At 58.4% G+C, this 15,571-nt stretch carries 14 protein-coding genes and 3 tRNA genes; 10 read left to right on the top strand and 7 right to left on the bottom strand.

The window, feature by feature from the left end; genetic code table 11:
- Positions 1-22: 22 nt before the first annotated feature.
- Positions 23-1,678 carry a urocanate hydratase gene (hutU, locus tag OK438_02810; GenBank protein MDA4124371.1) on the top strand — a complete coding sequence of 552 codons (1,656 nt, stop codon included), beginning with the start codon at positions 23-25 and terminating at the stop codon, positions 1,676-1,678.
- Here hutU and OK438_02805 read toward each other — a convergent pair.
- Positions 1,653-2,444: a DedA family protein gene (locus OK438_02805; protein ID MDA4124370.1), complete on the bottom strand. Its 792-nt coding sequence runs from the start codon at positions 2,442-2,444 to the stop codon at positions 1,653-1,655. The two genes, hutU and OK438_02805, sit on opposite strands and share 26 nt — an antisense overlap.
- 47 nt (positions 2,445-2,491) lie before the next feature.
- Positions 2,492-3,775 carry a hydroxymethylglutaryl-CoA reductase, degradative gene (locus OK438_02800; GenBank protein MDA4124369.1) on the bottom strand — a complete coding sequence of 428 codons (1,284 nt, stop codon included), beginning with the start codon at positions 3,773-3,775 and terminating at the stop codon, positions 2,492-2,494.
- 155 nt (positions 3,776-3,930) lie between these two features.
- Between OK438_02800 and OK438_02795 the strand changes: the two genes are divergently transcribed.
- A tRNA-Val gene (locus tag OK438_02795) sits at positions 3,931-4,036 on the top strand.
- A 50-nt stretch (positions 4,037-4,086) separates the two neighbouring features.
- A complete protein-coding gene (locus OK438_02790; protein ID MDA4124368.1) occupies positions 4,087-4,530 on the top strand; it encodes a hypothetical protein in 444 nt (147 codons plus the stop codon).
- Here the strand turns inward: OK438_02790 and OK438_02785 are convergent.
- Complete coding sequence (locus OK438_02785) at positions 4,527-5,435, bottom strand: M48 family metalloprotease (GenBank protein ID MDA4124367.1); 909 nt, start codon at positions 5,433-5,435, stop codon at positions 4,527-4,529. The two genes, OK438_02790 and OK438_02785, sit on opposite strands and share 4 nt — an antisense overlap.
- 155 nt (positions 5,436-5,590) lie before the next feature.
- Between OK438_02785 and OK438_02780 the strand changes: the two genes are divergently transcribed.
- On the top strand, positions 5,591-5,815 hold the full coding sequence (locus OK438_02780) for a hypothetical protein (GenBank protein ID MDA4124366.1): 225 nt from the start codon (positions 5,591-5,593) through the stop codon (positions 5,813-5,815).
- Between the two features lie 458 nt (positions 5,816-6,273).
- Entirely contained in the window at positions 6,274-6,870 is a 597-nt protein-coding gene (locus OK438_02775) for an Hsp20/alpha crystallin family protein (protein ID MDA4124365.1), read from the top strand.
- Here OK438_02775 and OK438_02770 read toward each other — a convergent pair whose 3' ends face one another.
- Both OK438_02770 and OK438_02765 read right to left on the bottom strand, forming a co-directional pair.
- Entirely contained in the window at positions 6,871-7,335 is a 465-nt protein-coding gene (locus tag OK438_02770; GenBank protein ID MDA4124364.1) for a CBS domain-containing protein, read from the bottom strand.
- A 123-nt stretch (positions 7,336-7,458) separates the two neighbouring features.
- Positions 7,459-7,531 (bottom strand) — tRNA-Ala (locus tag OK438_02765).
- Between the two features lie 86 nt (positions 7,532-7,617).
- On the opposite strand from OK438_02765, the gene OK438_02760 reads away from it, so the two are divergent.
- From OK438_02760 to OK438_02740, 5 genes are all read left to right on the top strand, one after another.
- Positions 7,618-7,692 (top strand) — tRNA-Ile (locus OK438_02760).
- A 219-nt stretch (positions 7,693-7,911) separates the two neighbouring features.
- Positions 7,912-9,336: an NHL repeat-containing protein gene (locus OK438_02755; protein MDA4124363.1), complete on the top strand. Its 1,425-nt coding sequence runs from the start codon at positions 7,912-7,914 to the stop codon at positions 9,334-9,336.
- A gap of 304 nt (positions 9,337-9,640) precedes the next feature.
- Positions 9,641-10,123 (top strand): ferritin-like domain-containing protein, encoded by a 483-nt coding sequence (locus OK438_02750; GenBank protein ID MDA4124362.1) that lies wholly within the window; start codon positions 9,641-9,643, stop codon positions 10,121-10,123.
- Positions 10,124-10,558: 435 nt separating this feature from the next.
- Positions 10,559-10,723, top strand: a complete 165-nt coding sequence (locus OK438_02745) for a hypothetical protein (GenBank protein MDA4124361.1) — start codon at positions 10,559-10,561, stop codon at positions 10,721-10,723.
- A 120-nt stretch (positions 10,724-10,843) separates the two neighbouring features.
- Entirely contained in the window at positions 10,844-13,021 is a 2,178-nt protein-coding gene (locus OK438_02740; GenBank protein ID MDA4124360.1) for an acetate--CoA ligase family protein, read from the top strand.
- Positions 13,022-13,098: 77 nt separating this feature from the next.
- On the opposite strand, the gene OK438_02735 is transcribed toward OK438_02740, so the two are convergent.
- Entirely contained in the window at positions 13,099-13,593 is a 495-nt protein-coding gene (locus tag OK438_02735) for a flavodoxin family protein (protein ID MDA4124359.1), read from the bottom strand.
- A gap of 157 nt (positions 13,594-13,750) precedes the next feature.
- Positions 13,751-15,544 (bottom strand): hypothetical protein, encoded by a 1,794-nt coding sequence (locus OK438_02730; GenBank protein MDA4124358.1) that lies wholly within the window; start codon positions 15,542-15,544, stop codon positions 13,751-13,753.
- Positions 15,545-15,571: the final 27 nt, after the last annotated feature.

Below are 15,571 nucleotides of genomic sequence, written 5' to 3'. Positions count from 1 at the left end.
CGAGAGACGACCCCGAAATTTCGTGCAGAAGCACTCAATCAGGGCTCCGCGTGGGAATGATATCACCTGCAAGAGCTGGCACCAGGAAGCGGCGCTGAGGATGCTGATGAACAACCTCGACCCCGAGGTCGCCAAGGACCCCGAGCACCTGATCGTCTACGGGGGCACCGGGAGGGCTGCCAGAAGCTGGCCCGCCTTCGACGCCATAGTGAAATCTTTGAAGACCCTTCAGAACGACGAGACGCTGATAATCCAGTCGGGCAAACCGGTCGCAGTCTTCAAGACGGCCCAGAGGGCCCCGCGGGTGCTGATCTCCAACGCGATGCTCGTCCCGAAGTGGGCCGACTGGGCCTACTTCAGGGAGCTCGAGGAAAGAGGCCTGACCATGTTCGGCCAGATGACCGCAGGGAGCTGGATGTACATCGGAACCCAAGGAATCCTCCAGGGCACCTATGAAACGCTCGCGGCTCTGGCGACGAAGCATTTCGGAGGTTCGTTGAAGGGACGGATAGTCCTGACCTCCGGTCTGGGGGAGATGGGAGGGGCTCAGCCCCTCGCCGTGACGATGAACGACGGAGTCGCACTCGTGGTCGAGGTGGACAGGAGGGCGATCCAGAGGCGGCTCGACAAAGGATACTGCGACATGGTGGTCGAAGACACAGTGGAGGCGGTGCAGATCGCGCGACAGGCTGCGAAAGAGGGGAAACCCCTCTCCGTAGCCCTCCTCGGCAACTCGGCCGAGGTACTCCCACAGCTAGTCAAGACAGGGTTCAGGCCCGATGTCGTGACCGACCAGACGGCAGCCCACGACCCTCTTTCGGGGTACATCCCAGAAGGACTGAGCATCCAAGAGGCTGCCGACCTCCGCTCGTCCGACCCGGATTCCTACCAAAAGCGCTCAATGGCCTCGATTGCGAAGCACGTCAGAGCGCTCCTCGATTTCCAGCAAGCTGGAGCGATAGCGTTCGAATACGGCAACAACATCAGGAAGATGGCGAAGGATGCGGGAGTCGACGACGCATTCAGGATTCCGGGGTTCGTCCCCGAGTACATCAGGCCTCTCTTCTGCGAAGGGCGGGGGCCCTTCCGTTGGATTGCTCTGTCCGGAAGGCCTGAGGACATCTACGCCACCGACGAGGCTGTCATGAGGGAGTTCTCCGACAACAAGTCTCTTGTCAGATGGATCAGGAAGGCGCACGACCAAGTCCAGTTCCAGGGCCTACCAGCGAGGGTCTGCTGGCTAGGCTATGGGGAGCGTGCCAAGTTCGGGAAGATAATCAACGGGATGGTCAGGGACGGCTCCATATCTGCCCCCATCGTGATCGGGCGCGACCACCTCGACTCCGGTTCGGTCGCTTCGCCATACAGAGAGACAGAAGGGATGAAGGACGGGTCGGACGCAATCGCCGACTGGCCCATCCTGAACGCCCTCCTCAACGCAGTCTCGGGAGCCTCCTGGGTATCAGTCCACCACGGCGGTGGAGTCGGGATCGGCTACTCAATTCATGCCGGGCTGGCAGTCCTCGCGGACGGAACGAAGGAAGCCGACGAAAGGATCGAAACGGCCCTCACCAACGACCCCGGCCTAGGTGTCGCCCGGCACGCGGACGCGGGCTATGACGAGGCCATCAGCACTGCCAAGGCCAAGGGCATCAGGATACCGATGTCTGAGCCCTAGTCTTCATCCGCCCCGAACCCTTCGCTCCGTAGACAAAATACGCGATGTAGGCAGCTGCAATCACTGCGACGATCCCGGATAGGGCGTCGATCACAGTCGACGAAGACGCGAAGGCTGTGTTCCAGTACGCACCCGCCAAGGAGCCGGCGTAGATCAGGATGGCCGCCCAGGCAAGACATCCCGCCACGGTGAAGATGATGAAGGGCCTCAGGCGCATTTCGAAGAGCCCAGCTGGGAGCGAAATCACGGTCCTGACCGCAGGCACGAACCTCGCCACGAAGACCGTCCACTGGCCCGACCTTTCGAACCACCTCTCTGCCCGGTCCAGCGACCCGGTCCCCAGCCCGAACACCTTCAGCAACCTCAGGACGAAGGGCCTCCCCAACCAGAGCGCAAGGAAGTAGTCCACCAGAGCGCCGGTGAGGCTCGCCAAAGTGCTCACGGCCAGGGCCAGCCAGAAGTCCAGAACGCCCACTGAGACGAGGTATCCCGCGAAGGGCAGGACGACCTCGCTCGGCACCGGGGTCGAGGCGCTCTCAAGGGCCATCAACATGAAGAGGCTGATGTAGCCGTACTTCCTCATGAAATCAAGCAGTGACGCGGTCGAGAGCACCGACCCCCCCGCGCCTGAGAGCCAGGAGCCAAAGGGGAGCTCTGCCAGGTGGGCAAGCTGCAAAAGGGCCACCGCAAGCGCCACTGTCGCGGCGAGAAGCAGGTACTTGTTCCTGGGTACGTGAGGAGCCGTCGCACGGTAATCTCCTTCCAACTTCGACCGACCGCCCGACGACAGCTTATAGGAATTTGCGGACGACTTCAGTTGCCAGGTCGCTTGGTCCGAGAAAGCTCTTCGACCAGCTCCTTCGCCCTGTCGAACCGGATCCTCTTTTCCTGAACCATCCTGCCTGCGACTTCGTCTATCATCCCGCCGGTCGCCCCCGCAGACACAGCGATATTGCGGGCATGAAGCCGCATGTGACCCCTCTGAATCCCCTCGGTCGCCAGGGCCCTGAGGGCTGCGAAGTTCTGGGCGAGCCCCACCGCCCCCATTACCTCAGCCAGTTCAATGGCCGTCTTCACCCCGAGTATCTTAATGGCAGCCCTCGCTGCGGGGTGGGTCTTCGCCGCCCCCCCGACCAGTCCGACCGCCATGGGCATTTCGAGCTTCCCGACCAGGTCGCCATCCCCATTCTTCTCCCAGGTCGTGAGCGGCTTGTATTTCCCGCTCCTCGAGGCGTAGCTGTGCGCCCCCGATTCGAGTGCCCTGATGTCCTGACCGCACGCGATGGCTACAGCGACCACGCCGTTCATTATCCCCTTGTTGTGGGTCGCGCACCTGTAGGGGTCGGCGTCTGCGAATGCGTACGCGTAAACGACCCCGTCCACAACGTCTTCCCCTCCGATCGTCTCCTTCTCGAATACGGCCGCGGCCCTGACGAGCCTCCTGTCAGCTAGGTTTGAGATGATTCTGAGGAAGACCCTTCCACCGGTGACTTCTTCGACCATCGGGGCGACCGCCTCAGCCATGGTGTTGACTGCGTTGGCACCCATCGCGTCCCCTGTGTTGACTATCAGTTCAGCGACGACCATCGGTCCCTTGATCGTCGAGAGGACCTTCACGTTCAGGTCCTTGGCCCCGCCCCCCAGCGAGACGAGCATCGGGTCCTGCTCGTTGGCCTTCTTCAGGACTTCCTCCTTCCGCCCCATAAGCCTAGTCCTCGCTTCCTCAGGCTCGGGGACGTCGACCACCTGAATCTGTCCTATCATCACGGGCCCAGTATTGGTTACCGTGAAACCGCCCTTGACCCTGGCCATCTTCGCCGCGTTGCTCGCCGCGGCAACAACTGACGGCTCCTCCAGCGCCATCGGCACCAGGTAATCCTTCCCGTTGATCTTGAAGTTGGTTGCGATGCCCATTGGGTAGGTGAGCCCTCCGATGACGTTCTCGATCATCCTGTCAGCCATGTCCGCTGGCAATCCGCCCGTGTTTGCGAGCGTCCTCGCCTCCTCATCTGTCAGCCCAGTCATCTTCTTGACGACGTTGAGCCGCTCAGCCATCGAAAGCTTGTAGAACCCGGGTACCTCTGAACTCCCTTCCATGCCCTGATTCGGGAGACCATTGGTTGGTTATTTAATCGAAGCGACTGGGCCTGCTCGCCAGGTCAACGGATGAACGCGATAGCAGGGTCTTCGACCTGTCTCAATTCCTGCGTAAAGATAAAAGGCGGCTGAAGCGGCCGTCCGAAACGCGAACAGGGCCAGTCGTCTAGTTTGGTCAGGACATCGCTCTGACACGGCGAAGTGCGGGAGGAGTCCTCCTGCAAGCCAAGGTCCCCGGTTCAATTCCGGGCTGGCCCACCATCCTTCTCAATCCTTAATACTTCGAGACCCTCGCTGATGATTGGCTAGGTATGAACCGGAATCTGCTCGTTGCTTCGGTTTTCCTGATACTCGTGGGCATAGCCTTCGGCTTCTACCCGGTGACCCTCATCGGCTTCTTCCTGCTCTTCCCGGCCCTGCTCTCCTCGCCCAGGCCCGGCCCAATGAAGACTCCGACGACCAGGCCGCAGGAACAACCGAGGCGCATAATGCCGCACCCGACGCCTGTAACGGAGGCCCTTCCGTTGCCTGCGGTCACCGCCCCTCTCCCCACGGCGACGCCATCATCCTCACAACCCATCCCTCATTCCCTGGCCTCCTACAGCTCCGCGCTCTTTCCGAACAGCATGTTTCCAAACCTGTCCCTTGCATCTCCGACGCAGAGCTCAACGGCGAAGACCGAGGCTCCGGCCGCGAAGGACGAACTCCTTGAAGTCGGTGCCCTGTTGGCTTTCCTTAAGCTGGTCCTCGGCTAGGCGATGTACAGGTTCATCTCTCGCGCCACCTTCTTCAGCCTCTCTATCCTGTGAGGCATAGACGGATGGGTGGAGAAGAGCTCAACCAGGGCGCTCCCCCTGAATGGGTTCACAATCCAGAGCGAAGCCATCGCCGGCGACGGTGCCTGGCTCGGGTTACTCGATATGGGCCTGGTCTGGGCCTTCGCCGTAATCTTCTGGAGGGCGTTGATCAGACCACTGGGATTCCTGGTGAGCTTCGCTCCGTATTCGTCGGCGCTGTACTCGTCCCCCCTGCTTATCCCGAGTCGGATGAACGTGGCCCCGAGCGGGACAAGAACGACCGCGAGCAGGAGAAAGACTGGCGAACCCCCGCCCCTGTTCCTATTGCTCCCACCTCCGAACCAGAGCGAAAACATCGCGATGTTTCCGATGTATGAGATGGCGCCCGCCATGGTGGCTGCTACGGCCGACATCAGAACATCGCGGTGGACCACATGGCCGATCTCGTGCCCTATCACGGCTTCAAGCTCATCCGGGGTCAGGGTCTGCACTATGCTCGAGGTGGCGCATACGACGGCCCTCTGAGGACCCCTCCCGGTCGCAAAGGCGTTGGGCTGTGGCGAATCGAGCATCGCCACCTTCGGCATCGGAATCCCAGCCTTCTGGGAAACGTTCCTGACGACCCTGAAGAGAGTCGGGTTGTCGCTCTCTTGGATTACCTTTGCCTTGCTCATCCTAAGTACCAGGGAATCGCTGTAGTAGTAGGAGACGAAGTTAATGAGCGCCGAGAGCCCCAGCGCCAGCAGCATGAATGTGATCGGGTCGTTGAAGAAGTAGTACCCCACCACGTACCCTATGGCCATCAGGAGCCCCGTCAGCACTGCGAAAAGCAGTGTTATCTTGAAGTAGATTGTAGCAGACATTTCAGTCCGGAGAGAAATGCGCGCTTCGGCCGCAATAAAGACTTTTCGAGGCCGGCTCGTGTTCTGGTAACTCGTCTGGAGATAGGAGTCATTCCGATTTCTCACTGTTAACTGATTTGAGATGCTTAAATGAGGTCGCAGTTTGACCGAATGTCGTGAGAGAGTCAAGGACATTAGTTCTCATTTGGTTTGCCGTGGTTGGCCTCATCACCTTGGCCATTGTCCCGATTCGACTGTATGTCCTCTCCGCCAACGACTGGCTGGTGGGTGCACCATCGACACTCGCGCTCGTGTTCTTCGTGATATACTTCCTCGTCGCTTGGCTTTGGAAACCCAAGACCGTCACGACTCCTTCTGTTGATGCGCCGCGTTCTGGATGATTGCAAGCCACTTATTCTGCCCCGCGACTTTGATACCCGCTCGGTCGGCTGGCGTGTCCCCGTTCAAGGCCTCGTGGGGTCGGATGAAATTGTGATAGACTTGGAGGCCTTTCAGGATTGGCGTGTCCATCCGTAGGAGCCTAAGAGAGACGGGCCGATGTTCTCAAACGTGAGGAACTGGAAGAGAAGGCCAACGGCCACCATTACGGCAATTGCCCAATCGAGTCTACCCAAACTGAAGCCATTCCTCCGCTTTTTCCAGAGATAAAGGAGACCCCCCGAAGATACAGCCAACGGGCCGAGGAAATGAAAATCGGCCACCTCAGGTCATCTTCCGAATTGTTAGCTCGCTGGAGATGGAAGGGTTTGACCCTTGGAAGAGGGTCAAGTTACCAGTTCCCCGGCTCGACCGAAAGAATAAAATTCCAGCGGACTCTCGAAGACCCAAGGGGATCAGATTGGAAGATAATAATGACGGCGAGTGGCCAACGAAGCGGGGCAAGGGGTATCCCTTCGGCCCCTGGGCGTTCCCGGACATAGATGAGATGATCAAGGAGATGGAGAAGTCGTTCTCGGCGCAGTTCAAGGAACTCGAAAAGGAGCTTCCCAAGAACCTCGTCAGGGAGACGAAGTCAGCAGACGGCAGCGTCAGAAAGGAGATCGGTCCGATAGTCTACGGGTACTCTGTGACCATCGGCTCCGACGGCAAACCGGTGGTCAGGGAGTTTGGCAACGTCAGGAAGGGGGAGGGGAAGCCCTGGAAGGAGGTCCAGGACAGGCGAGAGCCTCTGGTCGACGTGATCAGCTCGGACAAGAACGTCCGGGTGATTGCTGAGATGCCAGGCGTCAGCAAGGAGGACATAGAGTTGACCGTGAGCGAGAAGTCTCTAGTCATCTCAGTCGACAAGGAAGGCAGGAGATACTACAAGGAGCTGGAGCTGCCGGGGGTTGTCAATCCGAAGGACGCGAAGTCCTCTTACAACAACGGAGTCCTTGAGGTGACGATCCCACTGAAGTCCCCTGGCGGAAGCGGGGTCAAACTCCGCGTCGACTGACTACTGGTACGGGCCGCCCTCTAGTCCTTCCTTGTACCTGGCCATCGCGTTGAAGGTCGCTTCCTTGTAGCCGTGCTTCTCCGCAAGAGATCGCGCGATGTCTCCCGTTGTCACGATCCCTATCATGGCGCCGTTTCTGTCAACCACTACGAGCCTCCTCACCCTGTACTCGGCCATTTCAGCCGCAGCCTCTGTGACGGTCGCGTTGGGAGAGATTGTGATCAGCGGCGTGGACATTATGTCCTTCACCATGACCTTGGTCGGGTCGAACGCGTCTGCGAGCACCTTGGAAATCATGTCTCTTTCAGTTACGATTCCGACCGCTCCTCCAGCCTGGGTTATCACCGCACAGCTGACTCCTCGTTTCGCCATCGCCTTGGCACAGTCTCTTGCGTTAGTGTCCAGGTCCACGGCCATCACAGCCTTCACCATGATATCCGACACGAGCTGATCCTGCGGGTTCAACGCCCAAAGTCCGAGACCAGGCTGATATATCAGTTGGCTGGCCCCGAGCATCGACCGAGCCCTTGGCCGCTGTTCACCGCTCTGTGTCGGATTCGCCGCGAACCGATTGACAAAGGGATGAAGTGGACCGGGGGGGAATTGAACCCCCGACCTTCCGCGTGCAAGGCGGACGTTCGTACCGCTGAACTACCGGCCCACTATGAAGGCCAGCCTGGGGTTCATTCTTATCCTCTTCTCACCTGGAAAGGAATTATAGCCGATTCAGAAGCGCCAGCAGTCAGTGGGCCGGTAGCTCAGCTTGGCTAGAGCACCCGACTGATAATCGGGAGGTCAAGGGTTCGAATCCCTTTCGGCCCACTTACGCAAAGCATACTAGTACTGCAGTTTTCCTTTGTATTCGCCCAATCTAACGAGTTTCGCGAATCGCCAGGGTTTCAACCTAGGTTCTTCATTTGTTGGAGGACCTACCTAGACCAACAAGGCCCGGCCAGGGCGCCTCTCCGATATCTGTCTTCGGCTCTTTGCCAGTACCGACAAAGGTTATTACTCAATCCGAGCATACTAAAGGTGCAAGTCGTGAAACTGTCTCATCGCAGGTCGACGATGCTAGGTCTACTTGGTCTCTTGTCCGTCTTTCTGCTCGGCTTCGTGTCGAATGCCTCGGCGATTTCCAACGGTCAGGCGGCGAGCCTCGTGATAGGCCAGTCGAGCTTCATAACGAACAACATTGCGACAACTTCGACAGAGTTGAACCTTCCTTATGGCCTCGTATTCGACTCGGGCGGCAACCTATGGGTCGCAGATCTCAATAACAACAGAGTCCTGGAGTACACCTCTCCATTCTCCACCCACGAGGCCGCCAGCCTCGTCATCGGCCAGTCGAGCTTCACAAGCAGCGCCTCCGCGACCACTTCGACGGGGCTGAACAATCCTCAAGGCCTCGCATTCGACTCAGGCGGAAACCTTTGGGTTGTGGACCAGCTTAACAGCAGGGTCTTGAAGTACACGACTCCGTTCTCAACCAACGAGGCCGCCAGCCTCGTCATCGGCCAGTCGAGCTTTACAACGAGCGACTTCGCAACGACCAATTCAACCTCGCTGAGCTATCCCACTGGCCTTGCATTCGACTCAAGCGGAAACCTCTGGGTCGCGGACCAGGCTAACAACCGGGTCCTAGAATACACTATGCCGTTCTCCACTCACGAAGCCGCCAGCCTCGTAATCGGCCAGTCGAGCTTTACCACGAGTAACTTCCCGATCACTGCGAAGGGGCTGAATGGTGCCAACGCTGTCGCATTCGACACCAAAGGCAACCTCTGGGTTTCAGACTTCCGTCACGACAGGGTCATGGAGTACACGACGCCGTTCTCCACTCACGAAGCCGCCAGCCTCGTAATCGGCCAGTCGAGCTTTACAGCCTGCGATAGTTGCTTCACAGGCAGTGGTCCCGCGACAAGTTCGACGGTGCTGTTTAATCCTACTAACCTCAAGTTCGACTCTGGCGGCAACCTCTGGGTTGTGGACGGGAGCTTCAACAGGGTCCTGGAATACAATGCCCCTTTCATTACCGACGAAGCCGCGAGCATTGTAATCGGCCAGTCGGACTTCACAAGTAACACCGCCGCGACCACTTCGAGGGGACTTAGTGGTCCTTATGGCCTCGCCTTCGACTCGAGCGGATACCTCTGGGTTGCGGACACCGCAAATAGCAGGGTCCTGCAGTATGGATCCTCTTCGGCTGCCACTACGTCCACGTCGACGGGCACTTCCACTTCGTCGCCTACCACCTCAGCCAGTACCACCACTTCTTCCACTCCATCCACCTTCACTTCATCCACTCCATCGAGCACCACTTCTTCCAGCACCGCGTCAAGGACGACCGGGGGAGGGGGAGGAATACCAGAGTTCCCGTTTCAACCACTGACTGCCGCAGTCCTTACTGCACTGATTGTCACATCCTACCTGCTGATTAGACGCAACGTGTCAAGACGACTAATCTAGGCACAAAGGCCTTGGGACTTGGCCGGGCCCCCACGTCCTTCCACCGGCAACTAGGTTGGGGCGCCTACCTAGAGCGCGAAGTCCCGGCCAAGGCGCCTCGCGAAGCTCGGATGGGATTCGGATCGGTCCAATTACCTGGACTGACAACTAATTGAGGGCCTAGTCGAATAGTCAGGCCCGAGGAAGAGTCTCGAACCAGAAGAGCCCTGAGGCTCAGGTTCATCTTCTCTGCATGGTACCAAACCTGAGAATCGTGTCTGACATTGATAAGTGGGCACCTGACGCATGATAGATGTAATATCGAATGGGAAAGAAAGCACGGGAGATAGTCAAAGCGAATCTCAGAGAAGTGATTATGGACCTTACCACCGCCTACTCGGACGAGTGGCTGGCACACTACCAGTACTGGCTCACGGCCAAATGGATCAAGGGAATGGACGCTGACACCCTCAGGCCAGTCCTCGAAGAGCAGTCCCTGGACGAGCTAGGCCATGCAAACAAGCTTGCCACGAGAATAATGCAGCTTGGCGGAAGTCCGGTCATGAACCCCTCCCAGCTGATTGAAAAGTGCGGTTGTGGCTACAAGGAGCCGCCGAAGGACCCGACAGACCTCCAGCAGGTGGTTCGAGATGTTCTGCACGCTGAAGCCTGCGCCATAGGCTTCTACAGCAAGATGTCCCAGAAGTACAGGTCTACGGACGTGGTCACCCACGAGATCTTCGAAGACCTTCTCAAGGACGAAGTAGACGACGAAGAAGAATGGGAAAGGTTCCTCTCGAAGGCCTAGAACGGCTAACTCCAACTTCCGTTCTCTCTTTCCTATTCGCCATCTCAGAATAAGGGACTTGGACATCGGCGGCTAAAGGTACCAATTAAAGCGACTCGGTCGCAACTACGGCACGGGTCGCCTCGTGGTGCAGGAGGTGCTTGAAGAGGGCCCCAGGGCTTCTGAAGAGGCATACCGGATGGTCAGATCTGAACGCCAACGTAATACAATCCAGAACGTATGCTCTCTGAGCCGGTCGTGGAATAACTGAAGATCACTGACCCGGAGCTACGTGCCAGAATCTCCGAAGCGGTAGGTGACCTCGATTCTCCGAGGATTCTCCACGCAATCCGGAATGTCCCAAAGAACACTCAACAGACATCCGAAGAGACGACAATCCCTCTCAGCTCGGTCTACAAGAAGCTTGCGACCCTCAGAAGGGCTGGCCTGGTCTTCTTGAAGTCGTTCGAGATCACGCCAGAGGGAAAGACAGAGGATAAGTTCCTCGCCTCTGTGAGCGAAGTGCGCATTCTGACCTCTGGGGAGGTCATCGAAATAGAATTGATTCCGACCGAGGAGAACTCAACAAGGGTATGGTACAAGATCTTCGGTTCCACGTGACGTCGTTGACGGTCTGACCCGTACAATCGAAAGCATCTCAACTACGGCCCCCTCCCCTTCGTTCCTCCCGAAGACGGGGTCCCAGTCGGTTCTCAGGCCTATCTTTTAGTCCCGCCGACGGTGGGGGTCACCACTGAAGCCGAGATGAGAGATTCCACCACCCGCGGAGTTGAATACTTCTTCGAACCTTCTTCGATAGCTGTCGCGGGTGCCTCCGACGACCTGTCCAAGCTGGCATCGATTATCTTCTCCAACCTCCTCAGGAACCACAGGGCGGGTGTCCTCAAAGCATCCCTCTACCCTCTGAACCCCGCCCATAGGAAGGTGGGAGGCCTGAGATGCTACCCGACGCTGAAGGCGGTCCCTGAGCCGCCCGAGCTCCTCGTGGTTGCAGTCCCTGCAACGAGCGCCCTGGAGCTCGTCAAAGAAGCAGCTGAGTCAGGGGTCAAGGCAGTCATCATGGTCTCCGCGGGCTTCGCAGAGGTGGGCAAAAGGGAGCTCGAGTCCGAAGTGCTCGCGATTGCTCGTCGGACGGGGATGAGGATTCTCGGCCCCAACACCATGGGTCTACTCGACATGACCTCAGGGGTTGACTCCACGTTCCTCCTACCCACCAAGAAGCTGGAGTCTGGTCGGGAAGTGCCCTCTCTCCTAAGGCCTTCCAAGGGAGGTGTGGTGATCATTACCCAGAGTGGGCACCTGAGCGAGATAGTTTCCGAAGAACTGGCAGCAGAGGGAATTGGAATCAGGGCCCTTGTCGGGACTGGAAATCAGCTGGACGTTTCAGTCGAAGACATTATCGACTACTTCGCAGATGACGACGAAACCAAGGTGATAGCCGTCTACCTTGAGGGAATCAGGGACGGCAGGCGCTTCGTCCGACTTGCAAGAAGGGCATCGGCGAGGAAGCCTGTAGTGGTCTTCAAGCTAGGCAAGACGACCTCGGGAGCCCGAGCGGCTCTTACCCACACCGCATCCCTCGTGGGGGACTATGATGCCTACCGAGCGGCGTTCAAGGCAGCGGGAGTCGTTGAAGCGGGAAGTCTGCAGGAGCTCGCCGACTTGTGCGTCACATTCTCGCTCCTCTCCTCGAAGCCTGGGACCAGGCTTGTCATCGTCACCAACGCGGGAGGGGTCGGGGCTGTAGCTGCAGACGAAGCAGAGAGGAATGGATTGGTGGTCAGTCCCATGAGGAGCTCCCTGATTCACACCATCAGGCGGAGGTTCAAGGAGAGCCAGTTCTTGTCCAATGTTTCGCTCGGAAACCCCCTGGACCTAACTGCGACCGTCCCTGCTGACGATTTCTCAGAAGCGACGGCGCTGGCCCTTGGCTCGAAGGACTACGACATGGCACTCGTCCTTCCTACGCACCAGACTCCTGCCATAGGACCAAACATCGCGGCACGCGTTTCTGAGGCTGTCTCCCGCACCGGCAAGCCCGCCTGCGCCTGCGTCATGGGGAGGGCGGAATTCGCAAGGATGGTTCACTCCGATTTCATCAAACACGGCATGCCCAGCTTCCCGACCCCTGAGAGGACGGTGAGGGCCCTGACAGCTTTGTCGACCTATGCTAGGTTGCGCGCTTCCACCAAGAGTCCACCTCCTCTAGGAAGGAGAGCCAACGTCAGGTTCCTGAGGTCGGCCACTGGACCCCTGGCGGCCACTCAAAATGGTCTCCTTCTTTCAGAATATGGGATAGGGCAGCCGCCGTCCGTCCTGGTCGGAACCGAGGCTCAACTTGAGAAGGCGTCCAAGCTGGGATTCCCGGTCGCATGCAAGCTTGCTTCGCGGGGGATGCTCCACAAGGCCGGCGCTGGAGCCGTCATTCTGAATGTCAGAGACGAAGGTGAGATGGCCCGTTCGTTTTCCAAGCTCAGGAAGCTGGCGGCCAAGCGCGACACCCCTTTCGAGGGAATGCTGGTTCAGAAGATGGTGGAAGGGGATGTCGAGTTGCTCTTGGGAGGGAAGAGAGATGCCACCTTTGGGCCGATGGTGGTTTTCGGAGCGGGAGGTTCCAATGCGGAACTCATTCAGGACGTCTCTGTGGCACTGGCTCCTCTCGATCTAATCGAGGCGAACAACTTGGTCAACGACACAAGGGTGGGTCGGAAGCTAACCGCGGGCCTTCACCGGACCTCGTCCGACCCAAGAGGACTCCTGCCCTTGATTTCTAGGTTCTCAAGGATGATCGCCCAGAACCCTTCCATAGCTCAGGTCGAGATCAACCCCTTGATCGTCACTTCGAAGGCGGTCCTGGCGGTTGATGCACGGGTCGTGTTGGATCGCCAGAATGAATAGGCGGGCCACCGCTCTGAGAGACCCCGACTCTGGCATCTCAACTGGGCCCGATTCGTCTTGTGTCCGTCTGCGACGCTTCACTCAGTTCCTTTCAGCAGGGTACCCAGTTCGATGCCGATCTTCTCGAACCTCTCCTCCTCCCCTTGGTCGAGCTTGAACTCCCCACCCCTGCCTATTGCGGAAGAGCGAGGAAGCGCGACCCGGAGGCCCATCCGCTCAAGCTGGGACTCAATGTACTTCGCTGCGCTCCCGGAGAAGTGACTGGGTAACTTGGTATCGAACGCGAAGAAAGACTTCCCCGACAAACCTTCCACTCGTCCTAGGCTCTCGATGAACTCCTTCATCGGTTTGGCCGCGCTGAACGCCTGGGTGGGTGCCCCAAGGACGATGATATCGAAGTCCTTCAAGGAATCGGGCCGCACACCAGCTGTGCTTACACACGTCGTCTTCGCGCCGGCCTTGTCAAGCCCAGCTGTCAGCGACCTGGCGATCTTCTCAGTATTGCCGAACTGAGTGTAGTAGACTACGATTGCGGTCTTTGACTCCGTCCTCTGCAAGTTGCTCGTTTGCAATGTTCCTTCCACCTTCACTTCTCCCTGGCACGGATTTAACTCGCTGACATGATTCTCACAGTTGAGAAGGAGTTTCCAGGTCAGATTCTCGTAAGGACGAACTGGCAGCAGTCGTTTCACCTGTGAAACATTGGTTTTCCCGCCACGAGCGAGGGTCCTAGGTCATCGAAGTCCTTTCCAGCACCTTGACGTCGAGCAGGACGTTGGCTATTAGGAGGACAGATGCCGCCAACAGCCCCCAGTACAGCAGAGCGTTGGGGTCTGGTCCGAACAACTGCGTGGCGGACAGGACGACCCCGCGCAAGTAGATGGTGTGCCTGAACAACCCCAGCGCTGCAATGCAGACCAGGCCGAAAACAGACAGGAAGAGCTGTGCGCCTAGGTTTCCAAGCTCGATTATGTCGAAGACAAGGTATGCGAAGATGACCGCCACGGACCCGAAAACCACGACCGTGGGGTCGATGAAGTATACCGCCCCCCCAAAGAGGAAACAGCCCGCCCCCACGACCAGCGCTAGCCCCCTCCTTCCGACCCCACCTGCCCCCGCCCGCTGCCTGAGCCACATTCCAGAGATCGTTATCATCCCGAGGCTTACCAGCACCATGAAATCAGTAATGTTGACGAGGAAGTCCCTGTTGGCAATCGCAAGAAGGAAGATTGCCAGGAGGGTGAAGACCCAGGAGAGGTTTGCGATTGAAGCTGGCATGTATCCGTCCTCTCCCAAGGCGCTGAGGTGCCGCGCGGCAGCAAGGAACGCAGGGACGAAGGTGGTCACCGTCGCAATGAGGAAGGCAACGCCCACCAACAATTCCTGACCCGGGCCTAGTACGTTCTGCGCCAGGTAGAGCGCAGGTATCTGCGAGCCTTGAAGCGCCGTCAGGGAGGGCCTTGACGCGAAGACGGCGAGCCCATAGAGGATGTTGAAAGCGGAGGCCACGACTACGCTCAAGACCATGGCCACGCCTAGGTAGGTTGTCTTCTCGAGAGTGAACCCTCTCTTTATCCAGGAGACGATTGGGACACTGGAGCGTCCGACAGCGTCCCGTTCCAAGGCCTGGATTTCCTGGAAACCAAAGAAAAGCAGATACAGATAGCCGGTGTTCACGACAAGTGCCGGGACCCAGTCCCCACCCCCGCTGAAGTTCAGGAGCCCGGAGAGGTCCCAGCCGCTCTCGCTACCCAGGACCGCAGCATGGTAGCTCAGCAGCAAGAGGAGCACAGCCGTCAGTACAATCTGGATGACACCGAGTGCGCGGAGGTAGCGCTGTTCGAAGAGTACGTTGATTAGGGTCCAGGCGATGAAAAGCCCTGCGATTACATAGGTAGCGCCCGTTGCAATAGTGGGCGAAACGCCGGCCGTTCTAAGAATCGGCGGCATGAAATCGAAGTCAAAAACCAGAAAAACGATCTTCGTATACGCCGCAAGGGCCGTGTTCGCCACCCACATCGAGAGCCTTGAAATGAAGTACCTGGCGCTCCTGCTCCCCCAGGCCAGCTTTGTGAAAGACGGCCCGCCTACGCTTTCAAGGCCGAGCTCCCTAGATTCCCTGTACATGTCAGCGTAGACCTTTGCCATCCCCACCGAAAGCAAGGTGGCCAGTAGCAGGGAAAGCAAGGAGACGACCTCGTACTGCTCCACGTTCAGAGGGATCAGAATGAAGAGAGGTGAGCCCAGCGTGGCGCCCACTCCCACCGCGAGCATCGTGCCGAACCCATACACCGGCCTTCTCCTGATCACAACCGGCAGCCTTCTAAATCTCGCCCTGAGGGAGTCAGGCAGCTGCGCTATCAACGCCGTTCCTGAGAAGACCAATGCGGCGATCGCGACTATCGCGACGACGTCCCCCGCGCCCAAGGCTGCCTTGCCTGAGAGCCGGGTCAGCTCATCATAGGCATACCCCAGGCCAGCGATGGTAAGGACGACCCCCACTCCCAGGGCGACCGTCTTCATGATCAGAGCTGCCAGTTTGATTCTGGG

This window comes from Nitrososphaerota archaeon, assembly GCA_027887005.1.
Lineage (GTDB): Archaea > Thermoproteota > Nitrososphaeria > Nitrososphaerales > Gagatemarchaeaceae > UBA183.
This window is presented reverse-complemented; position numbering and strand designations above follow the sequence as displayed.